The 22,374-nt window shown below is 62.1% G+C and carries 14 protein-coding genes; 7 read left to right on the forward strand and 7 right to left on the reverse strand.

Annotated elements, in window-relative coordinates; genetic code table 11:
• Positions 1-203 precede the first annotated feature (203 nt).
• Positions 204-1,223, forward strand: coding sequence for a quinone-dependent dihydroorotate dehydrogenase (locus M1D68_RS08680; protein ID WP_420764738.1), 1,020 nt, complete (start codon positions 204-206; stop codon positions 1,221-1,223).
• A 206-nt stretch (positions 1,224-1,429) separates the two neighbouring features.
• Here the strand turns inward: M1D68_RS08680 and rmf are convergent, their stop codons facing one another.
• Positions 1,430-1,645 (reverse strand): ribosome modulation factor, encoded by a 216-nt coding sequence (rmf, locus tag M1D68_RS08685; protein WP_003223300.1) that lies wholly within the window; start codon positions 1,643-1,645, stop codon positions 1,430-1,432.
• A gap of 532 nt (positions 1,646-2,177) precedes the next feature.
• Between rmf and rlmKL the strand changes: the two genes are divergently transcribed.
• Together rlmKL and M1D68_RS08695 are read left to right on the forward strand one after the other, a co-directional pair.
• Positions 2,178-4,448 (forward strand): bifunctional 23S rRNA (guanine(2069)-N(7))-methyltransferase RlmK/23S rRNA (guanine(2445)-N(2))-methyltransferase RlmL, encoded by a 2,271-nt coding sequence (gene rlmKL / locus M1D68_RS08690; protein WP_420764737.1) that lies wholly within the window; start codon positions 2,178-2,180, stop codon positions 4,446-4,448.
• Positions 4,449-4,589: 141 nt separating this feature from the next.
• Complete coding sequence (locus tag M1D68_RS08695; RefSeq protein WP_420764736.1) at positions 4,590-6,974, forward strand: sensor domain-containing diguanylate cyclase; 2,385 nt, start codon at positions 4,590-4,592, stop codon at positions 6,972-6,974.
• A gap of 129 nt (positions 6,975-7,103) precedes the next feature.
• Here M1D68_RS08695 and dacB read toward each other — a convergent pair whose 3' ends face one another.
• Entirely contained in the window at positions 7,104-8,570 is a 1,467-nt protein-coding gene (gene dacB / locus M1D68_RS08700) for a D-alanyl-D-alanine carboxypeptidase/D-alanyl-D-alanine endopeptidase (protein ID WP_420764735.1), read from the reverse strand.
• 233 nt (positions 8,571-8,803) lie between these two features.
• Between dacB and M1D68_RS08705 the strand changes: the two genes are divergently transcribed.
• Entirely contained in the window at positions 8,804-9,148 is a 345-nt protein-coding gene (locus tag M1D68_RS08705) for a YggL family protein (protein ID WP_249875505.1), read from the forward strand.
• 158 nt (positions 9,149-9,306) lie between these two features.
• Here M1D68_RS08705 and M1D68_RS08710 read toward each other — a convergent pair whose 3' ends face one another.
• A complete protein-coding gene (locus M1D68_RS08710; RefSeq protein WP_434563216.1) occupies positions 9,307-10,497 on the reverse strand; it encodes a benzoate/H(+) symporter BenE family transporter in 1,191 nt (396 codons plus the stop codon).
• A gap of 242 nt (positions 10,498-10,739) precedes the next feature.
• On the opposite strand from M1D68_RS08710, the gene M1D68_RS08715 reads away from it, so the two are divergent.
• Positions 10,740-11,504: a GntR family transcriptional regulator gene (locus tag M1D68_RS08715; RefSeq protein WP_420764733.1), complete on the forward strand. Its 765-nt coding sequence runs from the start codon at positions 10,740-10,742 to the stop codon at positions 11,502-11,504.
• 120 nt (positions 11,505-11,624) lie between these two features.
• Here M1D68_RS08715 and guaD read toward each other — a convergent pair whose 3' ends face one another.
• The 4 genes from guaD to xdhA all read right to left on the reverse strand — a co-directional run bounded on the left by guaD (position 11,625) and on the right by xdhA (position 17,747).
• Positions 11,625-12,929 carry a guanine deaminase gene (guaD, locus tag M1D68_RS08720; protein WP_457970025.1) on the reverse strand — a complete coding sequence of 435 codons (1,305 nt, stop codon included), beginning with the start codon at positions 12,927-12,929 and terminating at the stop codon, positions 11,625-11,627.
• A gap of 20 nt (positions 12,930-12,949) precedes the next feature.
• Entirely contained in the window at positions 12,950-13,786 is an 837-nt protein-coding gene (gene xdhC / locus M1D68_RS08725; protein ID WP_434563220.1) for a xanthine dehydrogenase accessory protein XdhC, read from the reverse strand.
• Between the two features lie 114 nt (positions 13,787-13,900).
• Positions 13,901-16,300, reverse strand: coding sequence for a xanthine dehydrogenase molybdopterin binding subunit (xdhB, locus tag M1D68_RS08730; protein ID WP_457970027.1), 2,400 nt, complete (start codon positions 16,298-16,300; stop codon positions 13,901-13,903).
• Entirely contained in the window at positions 16,293-17,747 is a 1,455-nt protein-coding gene (gene xdhA / locus M1D68_RS08735; protein ID WP_434563224.1) for a xanthine dehydrogenase small subunit, read from the reverse strand. The genes xdhB and xdhA overlap by 8 nt, the downstream gene beginning before the upstream one ends.
• 278 nt (positions 17,748-18,025) lie before the next feature.
• Here xdhA and M1D68_RS08740 point away from each other — a divergent pair, with 278 nt between their 5' ends.
• Both M1D68_RS08740 and smc read left to right on the forward strand, forming a co-directional pair.
• Positions 18,026-18,685, forward strand: a complete 660-nt coding sequence (locus M1D68_RS08740) for a GntR family transcriptional regulator (protein ID WP_420764728.1) — start codon at positions 18,026-18,028, stop codon at positions 18,683-18,685.
• Between the two features lies 1 nt (position 18,686).
• Positions 18,687-22,175, forward strand: coding sequence for a chromosome segregation protein SMC (smc, locus tag M1D68_RS08745; protein ID WP_434610508.1), 3,489 nt, complete (start codon positions 18,687-18,689; stop codon positions 22,173-22,175).
• Positions 22,176-22,374 lie beyond the last annotated feature (199 nt).

The raw sequence follows: 22,374 nt of genomic DNA on the forward strand, positions 1-22,374 counted from the left end.
GTCCGGGCCAAGGAAGGCCGGACGCCGACGCCGTTGTCCTTTGAAACAGTGCGGCACTCATTCCGTCGTTGGCATGGGGCGCTGATGACCAAAAAGGTGCAAGGCATATGCCAGCGCTGCGGTTTTGTGCGAGCGCCTCGCTTGCGACGCCGTTGCGCGGCTATAATCGCGGCCTCATTTCGTCGCCCGAGTCAAAGCCGCCCATGTACACCCTGGCCCGTGAACTGCTGTTCAAACTCTCCCCGGAAACCTCCCACGACCTGTCCCTGGACCTGATCGGCGCGGGCGGGCGCTTGGGCCTCAACGGTCTGCTGTGCAAGGCTGCGGCGAAACTGCCGGTGACGGTCATGGGCCTGGAATTTCCCAACCCGGTCGGATTGGCGGCGGGCCTGGACAAGAATGGCGCCGCCATCGACGGCTTTGCGCAACTGGGTTTCGGCTTCGTCGAGATCGGCACCGTGACGCCGCGGCCACAGCCGGGCAACCCGAAGCCACGATTGTTCCGTCTGCCTCAGGCCGAGGCGATCATCAATCGCATGGGCTTCAACAACCTGGGCGTCGATCACCTGCTGGCCCGTGTCGCGGCGGCCAAGTACAAGGGCGTGCTGGGCATCAACATCGGCAAGAATTTCGACACCCCGGTGGAGCGCGCCGTCGACGACTATCTGATCTGCCTGGACAAGGTCTATGCCCATGCCAGCTATGTCACCGTAAATGTCAGCTCCCCGAACACTCCGGGGCTGCGTAGCCTGCAATTTGGTGACTCCCTCAAGCAATTGCTCGCCGACCTGGCCCGGCGCCGCGCGGAGCTGGCGGTTATCCATGGCCGGCATGTTCCGTTGGCCATCAAGATCGCCCCGGACATGAGCGACGAGGAAACCGTCCAAGTGGCCCAGGCCCTGATCGAGACCGGCATGGACGCGGTGATTGCCACCAATACCACCCTGGGACGCGAAGGCGTCGAAGGGCTGGAACACGGTGACGAGGCGGGCGGTTTGTCTGGTGCGCCGGTGCGTGACAAGAGCACCCATACCGTGAAAATCCTGGCGGGTGAACTGGCGGGACGCTTGCCGATCATTGCGGCGGGCGGGATCACCGAAGGCCGGCATGCCGCCGAGAAAATCACCGCTGGGGCAAGCCTGGTGCAGGTTTATTCGGGTTTCATCTACAAGGGGCCGGCGCTGATTCGAGAGTCGGTGGATGCGATTGCGGCGTTGGGGTGATTCCTCAGGTTGGTGAGGTCCATTTGTGGCGAGGGGATAACTCCCCTCGCCACACCAGTGTTTTCAGCTCAAATCCGCGAATCCCGTGCATTAAAAAGGGCTCCAGAAGGAGCCCCTTGGGCCGTAGCCCGCCGTCCGGATGGGACGTGCGTGGTTAAATCGGTTTGGATGTCAAGTTGTCGAGTTCTTGAGTAATAAGCCCTGTGTCAGCCGACGGCGTGAAGTTCGTTGAGTCTATGGATACCCGCAGTGCCGGTCATACCGTCCCAGTTGTCGCCGCGTCCTTCCCGCCAGCCATTGATCCAGGCTTGACGTACCGACGGTAGAGTAAAGGGGCAAAGCTCACGGGATTTACCACCAACGCCATATTGGTAACCGCGTAAAAATGCTCTTTCCAACGGATCACGCTTAAGTCTTCTCATAGGGTGTTGCCCTCACTTGTTGACTGTTGCTTAGCGTCGACCTCTATTGAGGCCGGGGCAGAATCATTCTGCCGTTGGCGGCTCGTTGCCGGCGTGACGAGCCGAGGTGTTGACGCCGTTGCGACGTCAACCTGTGGTGAGTTCTAACCAAAGCGTCACACGGATGGAATGATCGTTTTGTCATAAGCACGTAACATTAAAGATGCTAGTGCGATAAGTAACATGATGTTCAACACCCGCTTTTGAGCAAGACCCCTGTATGATCAGCCCTGCGCCGAAAGGCGGTCGCCATGGTCGGATGAGAATGTCCCCCTGTTGCACTCGGGTACTATTCGACGAAAGGGGTGACTTTTCACAATTTGTTGCACAGAATTTTTTTATCTGTACACGCATCTAAGCTCTTTGAACCTGAGCGGCGAGTACGGAACGGCACACGCTCGTGCCACGCGGGTGCTCTTGAGAAAAGCACCTGATTGAACCCGGCCCGGCAATGCGTTGCCCGGCCCACTTAGCCAAAGGCTCTGGAAATCCAATGTCCGACCGTTTCGAACTCTTCCTCACCTGTCCCAAGGGCCTCGAAGGCCTGCTTCTTGAGGAAGCCGTCGGGCTTGGCCTTGAAGAGGCGCGCGAGCACACCTCGGCCGTTCGCGGCAGCGCTGACATGGAGACAGCCTATCGGCTCTGCCTATGGTCGCGCCTGGCGAACCGCGTGTTGCTGGTGCTCAAGCGCTTCCCGATGAAGGACGCTGAAGACCTTTACCACGGCGTACTGGATGTCGATTGGCAAGACCACATGCTGCCCGATGGCACCCTGGCGGTGGAATTCAGCGGTCACGGCTCGGGCATCGACAACACCCATTTCGGCGCCTTGAAGGTCAAGGACGCTATCGTCGACAAATTGCGCACCCCTTCGGGCGACCGTCCTTCCATCGATAAGCTCAACCCGGACCTGCGCATCCACCTGCGCCTGGACCGTGGCGAAGCGATCCTTTCCCTGGATCTCTCGGGCCACAGCCTGCACCAGCGCGGCTATCGCTTGCAGCAAGGCGCCGCACCATTGAAGGAAAACCTCGCCGCCGCGATCCTGATCCGCGCCGGCTGGCCGCGCATTGCCGCTGAAGGCGGGGCGCTGGCCGACCCGATGTGCGGCGTCGGCACGTTCCTGGTGGAAGCCGGCATGATCGCCGCCGACATGGCGCCCAACCTGCGTCGTCAGCAATGGGGCTTTACCGCCTGGCTCGGCCATGTGCCGGCGCTGTGGCGCAAGCTCCATGAGGAGGCCACCGAGCGCGCCGCCGCCGGACTGGCCAAGCCGCCGTTGTGGATTCGTGGCTACGAGGCCGACCCACGGCTGATCCAGCCGGGCCGCAACAACGTCGAACGCGCGGGCCTGAGCGAGTGGATCAAGATCTACCAGGGCGAAGTCGCCACTTTCGAACCACGCCCGGACCAGAACCAGAAGGGCCTGGTGATCTGCAACCCACCGTATGGCGAGCGTCTGGGCGACGAAGCCAGCCTGCTGTATCTCTACCAGAACCTCGGCGAACGCTTGCGCCAGGCCTGCCTCAACTGGGAAGCGGCGGTGTTCACCGGCGCGCCGGACCTGGGCAAGCGCATGGGCATTCGCAGCCACAAGCAGTATTCGTTCTGGAACGGCGCCTTGCCCTGCAAGCTGCTGTTGATCAAGGTGCTGCCGGATCAGTTCGTCACGGGCGAGCGTCGCACCCCGGAACAACGCCAGGCCGAGCGTGAACAATCCGCCTACGACCAGGCCCCGGATGTCCCCCAGGAGCGCCAGTACAACAAGAACGGCAACCCCATCAAGCCAGCCCCGGCACCCGCCCCGGTGATCGAGCAGGCGCGCCTGAGCGAAGGTGGGCAGATGTTTGCCAACCGGCTGCAGAAAAACCTGAAGTTGCTGAGCAAGTGGGCCAAGCGTGAGGGCGTGGAGTGCTATCGCGTCTACGATGCCGACATGCCCGAATACTCGATGGCCATCGACCTGTACCACGATTGGGTGCACGTCCAGGAATACGTCGCGCCCAAATCCATCGATCCGGAAAAGGCCTCGGCCCGGTTGTTCGATGCGCTGGCGGCGATTCCCCAGGCCTTGAATGTCGACAAGAGCCGCGTGGTCATCAAGCGCCGCGAGCGCCAGAGCGGCACCAAACAGTACGAGCGCCAGAGTGCCCAAGGCAAATTCACCGAGGTCAGCGAAGGCGGCGTGAAGCTGCTGGTCAACCTCACGGATTACCTGGACACGGGGTTGTTCCTCGACCACCGGCCGATGCGCCTGCGGATCCAGAAGGAGGCAGCCGGCAAGCGTTTCCTGAACCTGTTCTGCTACACCGCGACCGCCAGCGTCCACGCCGCCAAGGGCGGTGCGCGCAGCACCACCAGCGTCGATTTGTCGAAAACCTACCTGGACTGGGCGCGGCGCAACCTGTCCCTCAATGGCTTTTCGGACAAGAACCGCCTGGAGCAGGGCGACGTCATGGCCTGGCTTGAAGCCAGTCGCGACGAGTACGACTTGATCTTCATCGACCCGCCGACCTTCTCCAACTCCAAGCGCATGGAAGGCGTGTTCGACGTGCAGCGCGACCACGTGCAACTGCTCGACCTGGCCATGGCGCGCCTGGCGCCGGGCGGCGTGCTGTATTTTTCCAACAACTTCCGCAAGTTCCAGCTCGAAGAAAACCTGGCCGAGCGTTACGCGGTGGAGGAAATCACCGCCAAGACCATCGACCCGGACTTCGCCCGCAACGGCAAAATCCACCGCGCCTGGAAAATCATGGCGCGCTGATCTCGAGGCATTGGATCCAGGGGAGCCTTGAAATTCAAGGCTCCCGGGCATCATTGGGGCTGGCTAAAGTGATGGCAGATAGCTATAACTAGGCTGTGGCCGGGGCTGTACATATGCCTGGTCCCTTTCTGAGTTATGTGTATGGCATTACATCAGGTGCGTCCCAGAATCCTGGGCTTTATCAGTGAAGATGTTTCGGCATGGCTAGTGGCGTCCCTGGTCCTGATGGCGGGCTTGCTGCTGACCGGTTTGCTGGCCTGGGGCACGCTGAATCTTTTCAACCAGCAATTGCGCCAGCGCTTCGAACTGCAAGCCGAAGAGCGCTATAGCCGCCTCCAGGAACGTTTCCAGGACCAGGAGCAACGCCTCGACAGCCTGAGACGTTTCTTCGCCAACTCCTCCGGGGTTTCCAACAGCGAGTTCCATGGCTACACCGAAGCCCTGTTGCGGCGCACCCGGGCCTTTGCCTGGGCGCCCCGGGTCTTTCGGGACGATCGGCAGCCGTTTGAACAACAGGCGCGGGCCGAGGTGTCTGGCACCTATACCATTCGCGAACAGGATGAAGCCGGTATGTTGCATCCGGCCATCGAACGGGACGAATACGTACCGGTGCTGTACGTCCAGAGCCAACCGTCCTATGGCTCGCCGCTGGGCCTGGATCTTCTTTCGCAGCCGTTACGCCGTGTGACGCTGGAGCGGGCCCGCCAGCGTAACGCCCTGGTGGTTTCCCAACCGGTTAACCTGATAGGAGTCGACCCGGCCTTTTCCCGTGGGGTCGTGCTCGCAGCCCCCGTGAGTCGGCATCTGGCCGGTGAGCCGTTCGGATACGTGGTGGCCGCCGTCAGCATGCGCCAGCTGGTCGCCGATGACCTGCCTGCGCCGGGCCGCGACAATCTGTCGATGCGTGTGATCGACCTGTCCGATGGCGATCATGGGGAGGTGCTGTACGAGACGTCGGACCAGCCGGGCAAAAGCGATTTGGCAGCGACCCGGTTACTGCGCCTCGCGGACCGGGACTTCCGGGTCGAATTGCGTCCCAGCCGCCTGTTCCTGTCGAGCAACCATTCCAGCGTGACAAGCCTGACAGTGCTGGGCGCATTGCTCAGCCTGTTACTGAGCGCGTTGTTTTATACGCTGGTCAGCCAACGGCAGCGGGCCCTGGCACTGGTGGAGCAGCGCACCCGGGAATTGCGGGCCCGGGAGTCGGAACTGCGCGGCACCCACGGCCAACTGCGGGGCGTGCTCGATGCCGCGACCCAGGTTGCGATCATCGCCACCGACCTGCGCGGTGTCATCACTACGTTCAATGCCGGCGCCGAACAGATGCTCGGCTACCGCAGCTGTGACGTCCTGCAAAGCATGACCCTGGAGAGCCTCCACGTTCCCCGCGAATTGCAACACCGGGCCGCACAACTGGCGGCCCGCTTTGGAAAACCGATCCCGACATGCCACGCGATGCTGCTCGAGGGCGGCGAACAAAGTGGACAACAGGCTCGTGAGTGGACCCTGGTGCGCCGCGACGGCAGTCACCTGACGGTCAACATGTTGGCCACGCCTGTGCTCGATGAGCAGGGATTATGGGTCGGGCACCTGGCGATCTGCATCGACGTCACCGAGCGCAAGCGCGTCCACGAAGCGCTGGCGGCGAGGGATCTGCTGTTGAAGAAACTCAGCGCCCATGTGCCTGGCGGCATCTATCAATTCAAGATGGATTTCAACGGCGGGTTCAGTGTGATCTACGCCAGCGATGGCATCCGCGACATTTATGAGTTGGAGCCCGATGTGCTGGTGCGGCACGCTGATGCGATTTTCTCGCGTATCCATCCATCCGACAGCGCACGGGTACGCGCGTCGATTCGCACCTCGGCCGATACCTTGAGCCCCTGGCGGGAGGAGTACCGGGTGCAACTGCCGCATCGCGGGCTGCGTTGGGTGCGTGGCGAGGCGACTCCCGAACAGTTGCCCGGCGGCGGCGTGTTATGGCACGGCTATATTTCCGACATCTCGGACCTCAAGCGCGTCGAGGAAGAGCTGCGGGCGCTGTCGGTCACCGACGCCTTGACCGGGATCCGCAACCGGCGCTATTTCCAGGAGCGCCTGACGACGGAAATGACCAGGGTCGAACGTGGCTCCGGGGAGCTGACGGTGGTCATGCTCGATATCGATCATTTCAAGCGCATCAACGACCAGCACGGCCATGCGGTGGGGGACCGGGTGTTGCAGGCGGTCTGCCAGCGGATCACCCAGCGACTGCGCCGCACCGATGTGTTTTGCCGGCTGGGCGGGGAGGAGTTCGTGGTGCTATGCCCGGATACCGACAGCGAAAGCGCCTACACGCTGGCGTTGGGGTTGTGGGATGGTCTTCGCAGCGCGCCGATTGACGACGTGGGCATCATCACCGCCAGTTTTGGCGTGGCCAGTTGGCGCGCCGGCGAAGGCGCCGATGCGTTGCTGTTGCGGGCTGACGCTGGGGTTTACGCGGCCAAGCAGGCAGGACGGGATCGGGTCGAGGTGCAGTTGGCATAATGGCTTCACGCTAACCGCTGTGGGAGTGAGCTTGCTCGCGATAGCGGTGTCTCAACCAGCATCGATGTGTGCTGGTCGACCGAATCGCGAGCAGGCTCGCTCCACATTGGGTTGGTGTTGGGGCCTGGCTCAGAGCAGCGACGCTGCCTGGGGCAGTTTCGGCTGGCGATACAGGTCCAGCAGCACCTGGTCCAGCACGGAGGAAGCGCCCCATGGCTTCGGATCGTTGAGGATGGCCACCACCGCCCAGGTATTGCCATTGATGTCACGGCTGTAGCCGGCAATGGCGCGGACGGTGTTCAGCGTGCCGGTCTTGATGTGGGCTTCGCCCGCCATGGCAGTGGTCTTCAAGCGTTTGCGCATGGTGCCGTCGGTGCCGGCGATGGGCATCGAGCTGACGAATTCCGCCGCGTACGGGCTGCGCCATGCCGCTTGCAGCATCGCCGCCATTTCCCGGGCGCTGACCCGTTCCGCGCGGGACAGGCCCGAGCCGTTTTCCATCACCAGGTGCGGCGCCGTGATGCCTTTCTTGGCCAGCCATTGGCGTACCACTCGTTGCGCCGCCTTGGCGTCGTCACCGTCGGCCTCGTTACGAAACTCCGCGCCCAGGCTCAGGAACAGTTGTTGGGCCATGGTGTTGTTACTGTATTTGTTGATGTCGCGGATGATCTCCGCCAGGTCCGGGGAGAACGCCCGGGCCAACAGTTTGGCGCTCTTCGGGGTCGCGGCCAGGCGGTCGTTGCCCTGGATGCTGCCGCCCAGTTCTTTCCAGATCGCCCGCACGGCGCCAGCGGTGTAGGTAGCATGATCGAGCAGCGACAGGTAAGTCTGGGAACTGCAACCCTCGCCGAGCTGGCCGCTGACGGTCACCGTCATGCTGCCGTCCGCCTGGGCCACCGGGTTGTAGCGCACGCCGCCGGTGCATTGCTTGGAGTTGGCGGCCTTGACCACGTTTTCGATGCGGATGTTGGCAATGGGAGGCTCCACCGAAACCAGCACCCGGCCCCCGTCATTGCGGGCCACGAAGCGCAGGGCCTTCAGGTTGACCAGCAGCGAGTCGGGCTTGACCAGGAAGGGCTTGTTCACATCGTTGCCGTCGTCGTTGAACTCGGGCAATTGCGGCTGGATGAAAAAGCTGCGGTCGAGCACCAGGTCGCCGGTGACTTGTTGCACGCCGTTGGCCCGCAAATCGCGCATCAACAGCCAGAGCTTCTCCATGTTCAGCTTGGGGTCGCCGCCGCCCTTGAGGTACAGGTTACCGTTGAGGATCCCGCCGCTGAGGGTCCCGTCGGTGTAGAACTCGGTTTTCCACTGGTGGTTCGGCCCGAGCATTTCCAGGGCCGCGTAGGTCGTCACCAGCTTCATGGTGGACGCCGGGTTCACCGAGACGTCGGCGTTGTAAAGCGTCGGGGTGCCGGGGCCGTTGAGCGGCACCATCACCAGGGAGAGGGCGTTGTCTTGCAGCTTGCTGTTCTTGAGGGCCTTTTGCACATTGGGCGACAGGGCGGTGTTGATGGTGGCGGCGCTGGTGGAGACCGGAAGGGCCAGGGGAAGAAGAAGGCTGGCCAGAAGCAGTGGACGCAAAGATTTGATCATGTGAAGTAAAACCCTGCAGGCGAGGGGAGAAAAGACGAGGACATGAAAATGAACGTCCTCAACGGTCATGAAAGTTCGGCATTATGCCCCAAGGCGCAACGGCTTGTGCCGTGCCCAAGCCCGCCGAAGCGGTATTTTTTTACCGACGGTAGGCACAGATGCCCGATGAGTCGGGCAATCGACGCACCAAACTGGTAAAGTGCCGGCCGTTATTACTTATGAGGATTGTTTCAATGGCGACTAACCGTTCCCAGCGTCTGCGCAAAAAGCTGTGCGTGGATGAATTTCAAGAGCTGGGTTTCGAACTGAACCTGGATTTCAAAGAAGATCTGGCCGATGAGGCTATTGACGCTTTCCTCGACGCTTTCCTGAAAGAAGCCATGGAAGCCAACGGCCTGGGCTATGTCGGCGGTGACGACTACGGCCTGGTTTGCCTGCAGAAGCGTGGCTCGGTTACCGAAGAGCAGCGCGCTGCCGTCGAAGCCTGGCTCAAAGCCCGTCCTGAGCTGACCAGCGTTGAAGTCAGCCCGTTGCTGGACGTGTGGTATCCGGAAAAGCCGATCAATTCGAAGGCTTGATGTTAAAAAAACCGGCGACCTTCACAGGTGCCGGTTTTTTTGTGCCTGTCTGTTAAGTAATTGCCGTCCTTCAGGCCGCTTTCGCGAGCAGGCTCGCTCCCACAAGGTTATGTGAGCGACACAAGTCCCCTGGGGGAGCGAGCCTGCTCGCGATGCTTTTAAGCGTTGCGCCAGTTAAGGATAAGCAACGTCAACACCCCCGCCACAATCCCCCAGAACGCCGAGCCGATGGAAAACAGCGTCAGCCCCGACGCCGTGACCATGAAGGTGATCAGCGCCGCTTCCCGTTCCTTCGCTTCGCTCATGGCGATGCTCAGGCCGTTGATGATCGACCCGAACAGGGCCAGCGCCGCGATGGACAGCACCAGTTCCTTGGGCAGCGCCGCGAACAACGCCGCCAGTGTCGCGCCGAAAACCCCGGCAATTCCGTAGAAAACTCCACACCACACGGCCGCCGTGTAGCGCTTGTTGCGATCTTCGTGGGCGTGCGGCCCGGTGCAGATCGCTGCGCTGATCGCAGCGAGGTTGATGCCATGGGAGCCAAACGGCGCCAACAGCAGCGAGGCGATCCCGGTGCTGGTGATCAACGGCGAGGCCGGTACGTTGTAGCCATCGGCGCGCAGCACCGCGATGCCGGGCATGTTCTGCGAGGTCATCGCCACCACGAACAGCGGGATGCCGATGCTGATGGTGGCGGCCAGGGAAAAGTGCGGCGTGGTCCAGACCGGCGTCGCGACTTCCAAGGCAAAACCGCTGAAATCCAGGAGCCCCAGCACGCCCGACAGCGCCGTGCCGACCAGCAGTGCCGCCAGCACCGCATAACGTGGCGACAGGCGCTTGACGATCAGGTAGGTGAAAAACATCCCCAGCACCAGACCGGTGCGGTGCTGGGCCGCGACGAAAATCTCGCTGCCGATCTTGAACAAAATGCCTGCCAGCAACGCCGCCGCCAGGGAGGCAGGAATACGCTTGACCAGGCGCTCGAAGCTGCCGGTCAGGCCGCAGATCGTGACCAGTACCGCGCAGGTGATGTACGCGCCGATGGCCTCGCCATAACTCACGCCGCCGAGGCTGGTAATCAGCAGCGCCGCGCCGGGTGTCGACCAGGCGATGGTGATGGGCGTGCGGTAGCGCAGCGACAAACCGATGGAGCACACCGCCATGCCGATGGAGATGGCCCAGATCCACGAGGAAATCTGCCCGGTGGTCAGGCCCGCCGCTTGTCCGGCCTGGAACATCAGCACCAGGGAGCTGGTGTAACCGGTCATCATGGCGATGAAACCGGCAACGATGGCCGAGGGCGATGTATCGGCCAATGGACGAAGTGGCGCGGTCGTGACTTCGGTCATGGTGGGCGGCGGTCCTTGTTGTAGATTGACTGGGCGGGTGGCGCCACAGGTTCGGGTTTAAAGCCTAAACTCAACGCACCGACCGGTCGCGATACAGCCGTGTCCGCAAACAGCCGTACAGTCGTGTTGCCATCAGAGGTTGTGTACAATCGCCGTGTTTTTTACGCGATACTTGCCAGCGACCCGCTGTGCCGTATTACAGTCACGGTTAAATCGCCGCAGTTCTCCCGACTCGAGTGCCCATGAACGAACAGTTGCAGCCCCTCAAGAAACAACCGCGAGCTGGCAAAGCCGGCCGCAGCGGAACCCAGGACGATATTGTCTATGCGCACATTTTCGAGGCCATCCTCGAACAGCGCCTGGCGCCCGGTACGAAATTGAGCGAAGAGGCGCTGGGGGAGATTTTCGGGGTCAGCCGCACGATCATTCGCCGCGCGCTGTCGCGCCTGGCCCATGAAGGCGTGGTGTTGCTGAGGCCCAATCGTGGCGCGGTGGTTGCCAGCCCAAGTGTCGAAGAGGCCCGCCAGGTGTTCTTCGCCCGGCGCATGGTGGAGAAGGCGATCACGGAGCTGGCGGTCCAGCACGCCACGGCCGAGCAGCTTGCCGAGCTGCGGCAGATGGTCAGCGACGAGCGCGACAGTTTTTCCCGTGGCGACCGTGGCGCCGGCATCCGGCTGTCGGGCGAGTTCCACCTGAAACTGGCCGAGGCGGCAAAAAACGCACCGCTGATCAGTTTCCAGCGCAGCCTGGTGTCCCAGACTTCGTTGATCATTGCCCAGTACGAAAGCGGCAACCGCTCGCACTGTTCCTATGACGAACACACCCAATTGATCGACGCCATCGAGGCCCGTGACGCGGCCTTGGCGGTGAACCTGATGATGCATCACATGGACCACATCGACAGCAAGCTCAACCTCGACGAAGAAAGCGCGTCGGATGACTTGCACGCGGTGTTCTCGCACCTGTTGCAGAGCAAGAAGCCGGGGCGTTCGCCTGCCAAGCTCTGAGGGTTGAACCAGTCATACCGCCAATCGCGAGCAAGCTCGCTCCCACAGGGTTATGTGTACACCACAAATCCACTGTGGGAGCGAGCTTGCTCGCGATAGCGTCCTGGCAGGCAATACAACCTACCGCTGGTGCACCAACCGACCCGCCGCATAAGTCTGCGCCACCGCCCGATCATCCCCCAGCGTCATCAGCACGAACAACCGCTCGGCAATGTCCTTGGCCTGCTTCAGGCGATAGCTCAGCAATGGCGTGGCGTTGTAGTCCAGCACCAGGAAATCCGCGTCCGTTCCCGGTTGCAACGTCCCGATCTTGTCTTCCAGGCGCAAGGCCCGGGCCCCGCCGAGGGTGGCCAGGTACAGCGATTTGAACGGGCTCAGCCGCACCCCTTGCAGTTGCATGACCTTGTAGGCTTCGTTCAGGGTTTGCAACAGCGAGAAACTGGTGCCGCCGCCCACGTCCGTGCCCAGGCCCACGTTCACTTTGTGCTTCTCCGTCATCGGCAAGTTGAACAGGCCACTGCCGAGGAAGAAGTTCGACGTCGGGCAAAAGGCGATGGCCGATCCGGTCTCGGCCAGGCGCGCGCATTCGTCGTCACACAGGTGCACGCCATGGGCGAACACCGAACGTTCGCCGAGCAACTGGTAGTGGTCGTAGACGTCCAGGTATCCCTTGCGCTCCGGGAACAATTCCTTGACCCATTGCACTTCCTGCAGGTTCTCACTGATGTGGGTCTGCATGTACAGGTCCGGGTATTCACTGAGCAACTGGCCGGCCAGGGTCAGTTGCTCCGGGGTGCTGGTCGGCGCGAAGCGCGGCGTCACGGCGTAGTGCAGGCGACCCTTGCCATGCCAACGCTCGATCAATGCCTTGCTCTGGGTGTAGCTGGATTCGGCAGTGTCGACCAGATAGTCCGGGGCGTTGCGGTCCATCATCACCTTGCCGGCAATCATGCGCAGGTCGAGCTTCTCGGCCACCTCGAAAAATGCATTTACCGATTGGGGATGCACGCTGCCAAACACCAGGGCCGTGGTAGTGCCGTTGCGCAGCAGTTCCTTGATGAAAATATCCGCCACTGCCTCGGCGTGGGCCGGGTCGGCGAATTGGCTTTCGCAGGGGAAGGTGTAGGTGTTGAGCCAGTCCAGCAGTTGCTCGCCATAGGCGCCGACCATACCGGTCTGAGGCAGGTGGATATGGGTATCGATGAGGCCTGGAGTGATCAGCGCGTCCGGGTAATGGGCGATTTCGATATCCGCCGCCAGGGTCGGCAGCAGCTCATGGGCGTGGCCGATGGCGCTGATCTGGCCATTTTCCACCACCAGCAGGCCATCCTCGAAATATTCATAGGAGGCCTCGATGCCAACTTCGGCCGGGTCGGCGAGGCTGTGGAGCAGGGCGGCGCGGTAGGCTTTGCGTGTCAGGGGCATGGTCTGTCTCGATAAAAAGATTAACGCTGGCTGCGGCGCGAAACCGGCAGCAACTTGGCAATGGGTTCGGCGCGCGAGGTGTGCTGGCCGAAATCCGCGTTATAGGTGGCGATGATTTCGCCGGCGATGGAGATGGCGATCTCCACAGGCAATTTGCCTTTGACTTCGCCAATGCCCATCGGGCAACGCATACGTTGCAGGGTGCCGCTGTCGAAGCCGCGATCCCGCAAGCGGTGTTCGAACTTGACCCGTTTGGTCTTCGAGCCGATCAGGCCGAAATAGGCGAAGTCGTTGCGCTTGAGAATCGCGGCGCTCAGTTCCAGGTCGAGCTGATGGTTGTGGGTCATGACGATGCAGTAGCTGCCGGCGGGCAAGTCGTCGACTTCATCCAATGGCTCTTCAGTGACGATCTTGCGCACACCATGGGGTAACTGTTCAGGAAACTCCGCCTCCCGCGAGTCGATCCAGCGGACCCGGCAGGGCAGGCTTGCCAGCAACGGCACCAAGGCCCGACCGACATGGCCGGCGCCGAACACGGCGATCTGCGCCTGGACCTGACCCATGGGTTCGAACAGCAACACGGTGACGCCGCCGCAGCACTGGCCAAGGCTGGCGCCGAGGCTGAAACGCTCCAGATGCGTGTTCTGCTGGCCGCTGGCGAGCATCTGCCGAGCGATTTCCATGGCCTTGTATTCCAGGTGACCGCCACCGATGGTGTCGAACGTCTGGCTGGCGCTGATGACCATCTTCGAACCGGCGTTGCGCGGCGTGGAGCCAAGCTCTTCGATGATCGTCACCAGCACGCAGGGTTCACCGCGGGTTTGCAGGTCGGCGAGGGCGCTGATCCAGTTGTACATGTTCACCTCGACATCTCTGTTGTCTGTTCGGCCGCTTTCGCGAGCAGGCTCGCTCCCACATTTGGAACGCGGTCCCTGTGGGAGCGAGCCTGCTCGCGAAGGCCGCGCCGCGGTTTAAAGTGAAGCCAACTCGACCTCGGCTTGCGCAGGCTTCACAGCCTTCAACTGCCGCATCTGCTCACACCCCCACAACACCCGCTCCGGCGTCGCCGGCGCGTCGATCTTCGGTTGATGCCGGTAATCCCCCAGGCTCGCCACGGCGTCCTTGATGGCGCACCAAGCGGCGATGCCGAGCATGAACGGCGGCTCGCCCACGGCCTTGGAGTGGAACACCGTGTCTTCGGGGTTCTTGCGGTTTTCCACCAGCTTGACCCGCAAATCCAATGGCATGTCAGCCACGGCGGGGATCTTGTAGCTGGCCGGGCCATTGGTCATCAGCTTGCCCTTGTCGTTCCACACCAGTTCTTCCACGGTCAGCCAGCCCATGCCCTGGATGAATCCGCCCTCGACCTGGCCGATGTCGATGGCTGGGTTCAGCGAGGCGCCGACGTCGTGAAGGATGTCGGTGCGCAGCATCTTGTACTCGCCGGTGAGGGTATCGACGATCACCTCGGCGCACGCCGCGCCGTAGGCGTAGTAGTAGAACGGCCTGCCACGGGCCTGGCTGCGGTCGTAGTAGATTTTGGGGGTCCTGTAGAAACCGGTGCTCGACAGCGAGACCTGCGCGAAATACGCCTGTTGAACCAGTGCCTCGAAGGTCAGGATGTGATCGCGCACCCGCACGTGGCCGTTGTGGAATTCCACGTCTTCCTCGCTGACCTTGTATTGCCGCGCGGCGAACTCCACCAGGCGCCGCTTGATGGTTTCGGCGGCATTCTGCGCCGCCTTGCCGTTCAGGTCGGCGCCACTAGACGCGGCGGTGGGCGAGGTGTTCGGCACCTTGTCGGTGTTGGTCGCGGTGATCTGCACGCGGTCCATTTCCACCTGGAATACCTCGGCCACCACTTGGGCGACCTTGGTGTTCAAGCCTTGGCCCATCTCTGTGCCGCCGTGATTGAGGTGGATGCTGCCGTCGGTGTAGACGTGAATCAACGCGCCGGCCTGGTTGAGGAAGCTGGCGGTGAACGAAATGCCGAACTTCACCGGCGTCAGCGCCAGGCCCTTTTTCAGGATCGGGCTGCCTGCGTTGTAGCGGCGGATCGCTTCGCGGCGCTCGGCGTATTGGCTGCTTTGTTCAAGCTCGGCGGTCATCTCTTCGAGCATGTTGTGCTCGACGGTCTGGTAGTAATGCGTGACGTTGCGCTCGGTCTTGCCGTAGTAGTTGGCCTTGCGCACCGCCAGGGGGTCGAGCCCCAGGTGCCGGGCGATAGCATCCATCACCTCTTCGATGGCGACCATGCCTTGGGGGCCGCCGAAACCACGGTAAGCGGTGTTCGAGGCGGTGTTGGTCTTGCAGCGGTGGCCGTTGATCGTTGCATCGCCCAGGTAGTAGGCGTTGTCGGCATGGAACATCGCTCGGTCGACGATCGAGGCGGACAGGTCCGGCGAGCAGCCGCAATTGCCAGCCAGTTCCAAGGCAATGCCGTGCAGACGACCGGTGCTGTCGAAGCCGACGTCGTATTCGATGTAGAAGGGATGGCGCTTGCCGGTCATCAGCATGTCTTCGACCCGGGGCAGGCGCATCTTGGTCGGCTGGCCGGTGAGGTGCGCGATGACGGCGCACAGGCACGCCGGGCTGGCGGCCTGGGTCTCCTTGCCGCCGAACCCACCGCCCATGCGACGCATGTCCACCACCACTTTGTTCATCGACACGCCGAGCACTTCGGCCACCAGCTTTTGCACTTCGGTGGGGTTCTGGGTCGAGCAGTAGACGATCATGCCGCCGTCTTCGGTGGGCATCACCGAGGAAATCTGGGTTTCCAGGTAGAAATGTTCCTGGCCGCCGATGTGCAGTGAACCCTGGATGCGATGTTCGGCGCTTGCCAGCGCCGTGGCTGAATCGCCGCGCTGGTGGGTATGGCTGTCGAGCACGAAATGCCGCTTGCGCAGCGCCTCGACCACATCCAGCACCGGTTCCAGGTCCTCGTATTCGACTATGGCCGCCATGGCTGCCTTGCGCGCCGTTTCGAGATCCCTGGCGGCAACGGCCAGAACGGGTTGACCAACGAACTGCACATCGTCGATCGCCAGCAGCGGGTCACCGGGCAGCAACGGGCCGATGTCCTTCAGGCCCGGGATGTCCTGGTGGGTAATGGCGATGCGCACGCCTTCGAAGGCGTAGCAAGGCGCGGTGTCGATGCGCAGGATCCGCGCGTGGGCGCGGTCCGAGAGCCGGGCATAGACGTGCAATTGGTTCGGGAATTCCAGGCGGTCGTCGATGTACTGTGCCTCGCCTGAAACGTGCTTCGCGGCGCTGTCATGCTTGACGCTGCGGCCCACGCCGGTGGTGAGGTCGCGGGCGAACAGTTGCGCCAGTTCGGCTTGGGTCTTTTCTACGGCGTGATGATTAGACATAAGCGGTCACCCGAGTCTCGATGTGGGGCGTTTGCAGTTCGATGAAATATTTGCGCAGCAGGTTGCGGGCGCTGAGCAGGCGATATTCCTTGCTGGCGCGGAAGTCCGACAGGGGCGTGAAATCCTCCGCCAGGGCCGCGCAGGCGCGTTCGAGGGTGCTGTCGGTCCAGGGCGCGCCGATCAGCGCGGCCTCACAGTGCTTGGCGCGCTTGGGGGTCGCGGCCATGCCACCGAAGGCCACACGTGCCTCGCGGACCATGCCGTTGTCGATGCGCAGGTTGAACGCCGCGCACACGGCGGAAATGTCGTCGTCCAGGCGCTTGGAGACTTTGTAGGCGCGAAACGCTTGCTCGGCGCTGGCCCGGGGCACGATGATCTTTTCGATGAATTCGCTTTCCTGGCGGGCGGTGACCCGGTAATCGATGAAATAGTCTTCCAGGGCCAGGGTGCGGCGAGTCTGGCCTTTGCACAGCACAATCTGCGCGCCGAGGGCGATCAGTAGGGGCGGCGAGTCGCCAATGGGCGAGGCGTTGCCGATGTTCCCGCCCAGGGTGCCCTGGTTGCGGATCTGCAACGAGGCGAAGCGCTGCAGCAGTTCGCCGAAGTCCGGATATTCGGCTTGCAGGGCCTCGTAACAATCGGAAAGCGCGGTGGCCGCGCCGATTTCCAGGCGATCATCGAAACGCTCGACGCGCTTGAGTTCGGCGACGTTGCCCACGTAGATCATCACCGGCAGGGTGCGGTGGAACTGGGTGACTTCCAGCGCCAGGTCAGTGCCGCCGGCCAGCAGCCGTGCTTGTGGGTAGGCGTCGTAGAGGTCGGCCAGGTCAGCCACGGTCAGCGGCACCAGGCAGCGTTTGTCGCCGCAGTTGAGTTCACCGGTCTCGGTCGGTGCGATGGCTTTGAGGCGGGCAATGGTCTGGGCCTCACGGGCGTCGAACTGGTCGGGCTGCTTGGCGCAACAGGCCTGGTCGGCGGCGGCCAGGATCGGCCGGTAACCGGTGCAGCGGCACAAGTTACCGGCCAACGCTTCGTGGGCCTTATGGGCGTCGGGCTGCTCGCTGTTCTTTTGCAGGGCGAACAACGACATGACGAAGCCCGGGGTACAGAAACCACATTGCGAACCGTGGCAATCGACCATCGCCTGCTGGACGCTGTGCAGCTGGCCATCGTGCTTGAGGTCTTCGACGCTGATCAATTGCTTGCCGTGCAGCGACGAGACGAAGGTCAGGCACGAATTGAGGCTGCGGTAGCGAATACGCTCGCCACCTTCTGCGTCCGTCTCCAATTCGCCCACCACCACGGTGCATGCGCCGCAGTCGCCGCTGGCGCAGCCTTCCTTGGTGCCGGGTTTACCAACGTGTTCGCGCAGGTAATTGAGCACGGTCAGGTTCGGGTCCAGGGCATGCTCGCTACGGAGTTCCTGGTTGAGTAAAAACTGGATCACGGAAGGCCTCGCAGATTCATTATTGTTGTATCGACGTAAGCTGAATTTAGCAGTTCTGACTTTTCGGTCAATGATTTTCTGACTTAAAGGTCAAGAAATACCGTTTTGTCGATAAAACCCTTGGGAGCGAGCTCGCTCTCACAGGCTCTCTTTCACCAAGAGGGCAGGCACTTTTTGCTTATATCGTGCCAAAAACCAGGTGGAGGCCCTGCGCCATGACGTATTGAGTGCGCTACACTGCGCCGCTTGTGCAGATCTGAAGAGTTTGAAGGACAACCATGACGTTCAAGGCCCCGGACAGCCTCGCCGAGCAAATCGCCCATCATCTCGCCGAGCGCATCATTCGCGGCGAAATGAAGCCGGGAGAGCGCATCCAGGAGCAGAAGGTTACGCTGGCGCTCAATGTCAGCCGCGGTTCGGTCCGCGAGGCCTTGCTGATCCTGGAGCGGCGTCACCTGATCGCCATCTTGCCGCGCCGTGGCGCCCACGTCACCGAGCTCACCGAACACAAGGTGCGCAGCCTTTGCGCATTGATGAGCGAGCTCTATATCCTGCTGGGCAATGCAGTGGCGCATGGTTGGAAAGAGCAGGCAGACATGGCACCGTTCGTGGCGATCCAGCAGCGCCTCAAGGAAGCCTACGAGCGCCAGGACATCCGTACGTTCGTCGACGATAGCTTCAGCGTGATGCGAGCAGCCTATCCCTTTGCCAACAACCCTTATCTGCAGGAAACCGTTGAAAACCTGCAACCTGCCATGAGCCGCGCCTATTTCCTGGCTCTTGAGCAGCGCAAGGCGGAAATGAGCGAATTCCTCGACCTGTTCCAGCGTCTGCTCGCGGCCGTGCTGGCCCGTGATCTGCCGCAGATCCGCACCGTGCTCACGGCTTACGCCCAGCGCAGTTGCGATCTGGTGGTTTCGGCCCTGACGGCGGCCTGACGTGCGACTCAAGTGCATCAAGCTGGCGGGGTTCAAATCCTTCGTCGACCCGACGACGGTGAACTTCCCCAGCAACATGGCGGCGGTGGTCGGGCCCAATGGTTGCGGCAAGTCGAACATCATCGACGCCGTGCGCTGGGTGATGGGCGAAAGCTCGGCCAAGAACCTGCGCGGCGAGTCGATGACCGACGTCATTTTCAACGGCTCCACCAGCCGCAAGCCAGTGAGCCAGGCCAGCATCGAACTGGTGTTCGATAATTCCGATGGCACCCTCATCGGCGAATACGCGGCCTACGCGGAAATTTCCATCCGCCGCAAAGTGACCCGTGACAGCCAGAACAGCTATTTCCTCAACGGCGCCAAATGCCGTCGCCGGGACATCACCGACATCTTCCTTGGCACCGGCCTGGGACCGCGCAGCTATTCGATCATCGAGCAGGGCATGATCTCCAAGCTGATCGAGGCCAAGCCCGAAGACCTGCGCAACTTCATCGAAGAAGCCGCCGGCATCTCCAAATACAAGGAACGGCGTCGCGAGACTGAGAACCGCATCCGCCGTACCCACGAAAACCTCGCGCGTCTGACTGACCTGCGTGAAGAACTCGAGCGCCAGCTCGAACGCCTGCATCGCCAGGCCGAGGCGGCAAAGAAATACCAGGAATACAAAGCCGAAGAGCGCCAGCTCAAGGCCCAACTGTCGGCCCTGCGCTGGCAGGCGTTGAACGAACAGGTGGGCCAGCGCGAGGCGATCATCGGCAACCAGGAAGTCAGCTTCGAAGCGTTGGTGGCCGAGCAGCGCAACGCCGATGCCGCCATCGAGCGCCTACGCGACGGGCACCATGAACTTTCCGAGCGCTTCAACCTGGTGCAAGGGCGCTTCTATTCCGTGGGAGGCGACATTGCCAGGGTCGAGCAAAGCATCCAGCACGGCCAGCAGCGCCTGCGCCAGTTGCAGGAAGATTTGAAGGAGGCCGAGCGCGCACGCCTGGAAACCGAATCCCACCTGGGCCACGATCGCACCTTGTTGCTGACCCTCGGCGAAGAGCTGGAGCGGCTCACGCCGGAGCAGGAACTCACCAGCGCCGCCGCCGAAGAGGCCGCCGCAGCCCTGGAAGAAGCCGAGTTGACCATGCATGGTTGGCAAGAGCAGTGGGACAGTTTCAACCTGACCTCGGCCGAGCCGCGGCGCCAGGCAGAAGTCCAGCAGTCGCGCATCCAGCAGTTGGAAACCAGCATGGAGCGCCTGGCCGAACGTCAGCGTCGCCTGTCTGAAGAGCGCGCCTTGCTCGCCGCGGATCCGGAAGACGCCGCGATTCTGGAGCTGAGCGAGCAACTGGCGACCAGCGAAGCCACCCTCGAAGACCTGCAGGCCAGCGAAGATGCCCAGGTCGAACGCCTTGAACAACTGCGCCAAGCCTTGCAGCTGGCCTTGCAGAACCAGCAACAGGCCCAGGGCGAATTGCAGCGACTCAACGGTCGGCTGGCCTCGCTGGAGGCCTTGCAGCAAGCCGCGTTGGACCCAGGCACCGGCACCGCCGAATGGCTGCGCGACCAGCACCTGGCCGAGCGCCCGCGCCTGGCCGAAGGTTTGAAGGTCGATGCCGGCTGGGAACTGGCGGTGGAAACCGTGCTGGGCGCCGATCTGCAAGCAGTGCTGGTGGATGATTTCGCCGGGTTCGATCTTTCCGGTTTCAGCCAGGGCGATCTGCGCCTGCTCAGCCCGGCCGGCGACGGCGTGCGGGTGCCAGGCAGTCTGTTGGACAAGGTCGAAGCCCAGGTCGACCTGTCGCCTTGGCTGGGGCAGGTCAAGCCGGTGGACAGCCTTGAGCACGCCTTGGCCTTGCGCGGGCAATTGGCAGCCGGCGAAAGCCTGATCAGCCGCGACGGGTATTGGGTCGGGCGGCATTTCCTGCGGGTTCGCCGGGCCTCTGAAGCCGAGAGCGGCATGCTCGCCCGAGGCCAGGAAATCCAGCGCCTGGCCGCCGAGCGCGAAGAGCGCGAGGCCAGCGTCGAAGCCCTGGAAACCGAACTACAGAACCTGCGGGCGCAACAGCGCCAACAGGAAAACGGCCGCGAACACCTGCGTCGGCTGTTGCAAGATGAAGCACGCCAGCAGGGCGAACTCAAGGCGCAGCTGTCTGCCGGCAAGGCCAAGGTCGAACAATTGGCCCTGCGTCGTACCCGTCTTGACGAAGAAATCGCCGAGTTGGGCGAGCAGCGGGCGTTGGAACACGAACAGATCGGCGAGGCACGCCTGCAATTGCAAGAAGCCCTTGATGCGATGGCGGTGGATACCGAACAGCGTGAATTGCTGCTGGCCCAGCGCGACAGCCTGCGTGAACGCCTGGACCGCGTGCGCCAGGAAGCGCGCCAGCACAAAGACCATGCCCATCAGCTGGCGGTACGCCTGGGCTCGCTCAGGGCCCAGCACGATTCCACACGCCAGGCCTTGGAACGTCTGGAAATGCAGTCCGAGCGCCTGACCGAAAAGCGTGAGCAGTTGAGCCTCAACCTGGAAGAGGGCGAGGCGCCACTGGAAGAACTGCGCCTCAAGCTCGAAGAGTTGCTCGACAAACGCATGAGCGTCGACGAAGAACTCAAGACTGCACAGATTGCCCTGGAGGATGCCGACCGCGAACTGCGCGACGCTGAGAAGCGCCGCAGCCAGGCCGAGCAGCAATCGCAGCTGATCCGTGGCCAGATGGAGCAGCAGCGCATGGAGTGGCAGGCCTTGACGGTGCGGCGCAAAGCCTTGCAGGACCAATTGCTGGAAGACGGCTACGACCTCGACGGCGTGCTCGCCACCCTGGTGGCCGGGGCGAACGAAAAGGACGCCGAGGAAGAACTTGAACGCATCGCCCAGCGCATCCAGCGCCTGGGGGCAATCAACCTGGCGGCCATCGACGAGTACCAGCAGCAGTCAGAGCGCAAGCGTTACCTGGACGCTCAGAACGACGATCTGGCGGAGGCGCTGGAGACCCTGGAAAACGTCATCCGCAAGATCGACAAGGAAACCCGCAACCGCTTCAAGGATACCTTTGATCAGATCAACGGCGGTTTGCAGGCGCTTTTCCCAAAAGTTTTCGGTGGCGGTAGCGCCTACTTGGAACTGACGGGCGAAGATCTACTCGATACAGGGGTGACAATCATGGCGCGTCCTCCCGGCAAGAAGAACAGCACCATCCATTTGCTCTCCGGCGGCGAAAAAGCGCTGACGGCGCTGGCCCTGGTCTTTGCCATTTTCAAACTGAACCCGGCGCCGTTCTGCATGCTCGATGAGGTCGACGCACCACTGGACGACGCCAACGTCGGCCGTTACGCACGGCTGGTGAAGGAAATGTCCGAAACGGTGCAGTTCATCTACATCACCCACAACAAGATCGCCATGGAAATGGCCGACCAGTTGATGGGCGTGACCATGCATGAGCCGGGGTGTTCACGGCTGGTGGCGGTGGATGTGGAGGAGGCCATGGCCATGGTGGACGCCTGAACAAAGGCTCGCAGGGCTTCTGTTTTGAACGCTGTAGGTGTTTTTTACCCTTGGGGCTGATGTTCAATTCACAGATTGGGCACAAGCCTATGCGACAGACGGTGTAAAGTTATCTTTGGTCGTGCTAGTTTAATGTCAATTTTTCGTATGCGTGGGCAAAACGCCATTCAGAACATAGAGTTGGCGCCACGTTTTAAAG

Source organism: Pseudomonas sp. R4-84, assembly GCF_054130985.1.

Excerpts from the sequence above, each read along its gene's own strand:
- M1D68_RS08680 (WP_420764738.1), top strand. The coding sequence starts at position 204 with ATGTACACCCTGGCCCGTGAACTGCTGTTCAAACTCTCCCCGGAAACC.
- rmf (WP_003223300.1), bottom strand. The coding sequence starts at position 1,645 with ATGAGAAGACTTAAGCGTGATCCGTTGGAAAGAGCATTTTTACGCGGT.
- rlmKL (WP_420764737.1), top strand. The coding sequence starts at position 2,178 with ATGTCCGACCGTTTCGAACTCTTCCTCACCTGTCCCAAGGGCCTCGAA.
- M1D68_RS08695 (WP_420764736.1), top strand. The coding sequence starts at position 4,590 with ATGGCATTACATCAGGTGCGTCCCAGAATCCTGGGCTTTATCAGTGAA.
- dacB (WP_420764735.1), bottom strand. The coding sequence starts at position 8,570 with ATGATCAAATCTTTGCGTCCACTGCTTCTGGCCAGCCTTCTTCTTCCC.
- M1D68_RS08705 (WP_249875505.1), top strand. The coding sequence starts at position 8,804 with ATGGCGACTAACCGTTCCCAGCGTCTGCGCAAAAAGCTGTGCGTGGAT.
- M1D68_RS08710 (WP_434563216.1), bottom strand. The coding sequence starts at position 10,497 with ATGACCGAAGTCACGACCGCGCCACTTCGTCCATTGGCCGATACATCG.
- M1D68_RS08715 (WP_420764733.1), top strand. The coding sequence starts at position 10,740 with ATGAACGAACAGTTGCAGCCCCTCAAGAAACAACCGCGAGCTGGCAAA.
- guaD (WP_457970025.1), bottom strand. The coding sequence starts at position 12,929 with ATGCCCCTGACACGCAAAGCCTACCGCGCCGCCCTGCTCCACAGCCTC.
- xdhC (WP_434563220.1), bottom strand. The coding sequence starts at position 13,786 with ATGTACAACTGGATCAGCGCCCTCGCCGACCTGCAAACCCGCGGTGAA.
- xdhB (WP_457970027.1), bottom strand. The coding sequence starts at position 16,300 with ATGTCTAATCATCACGCCGTAGAAAAGACCCAAGCCGAACTGGCGCAA.
- M1D68_RS08740 (WP_420764728.1), top strand. The coding sequence starts at position 18,026 with ATGACGTTCAAGGCCCCGGACAGCCTCGCCGAGCAAATCGCCCATCAT.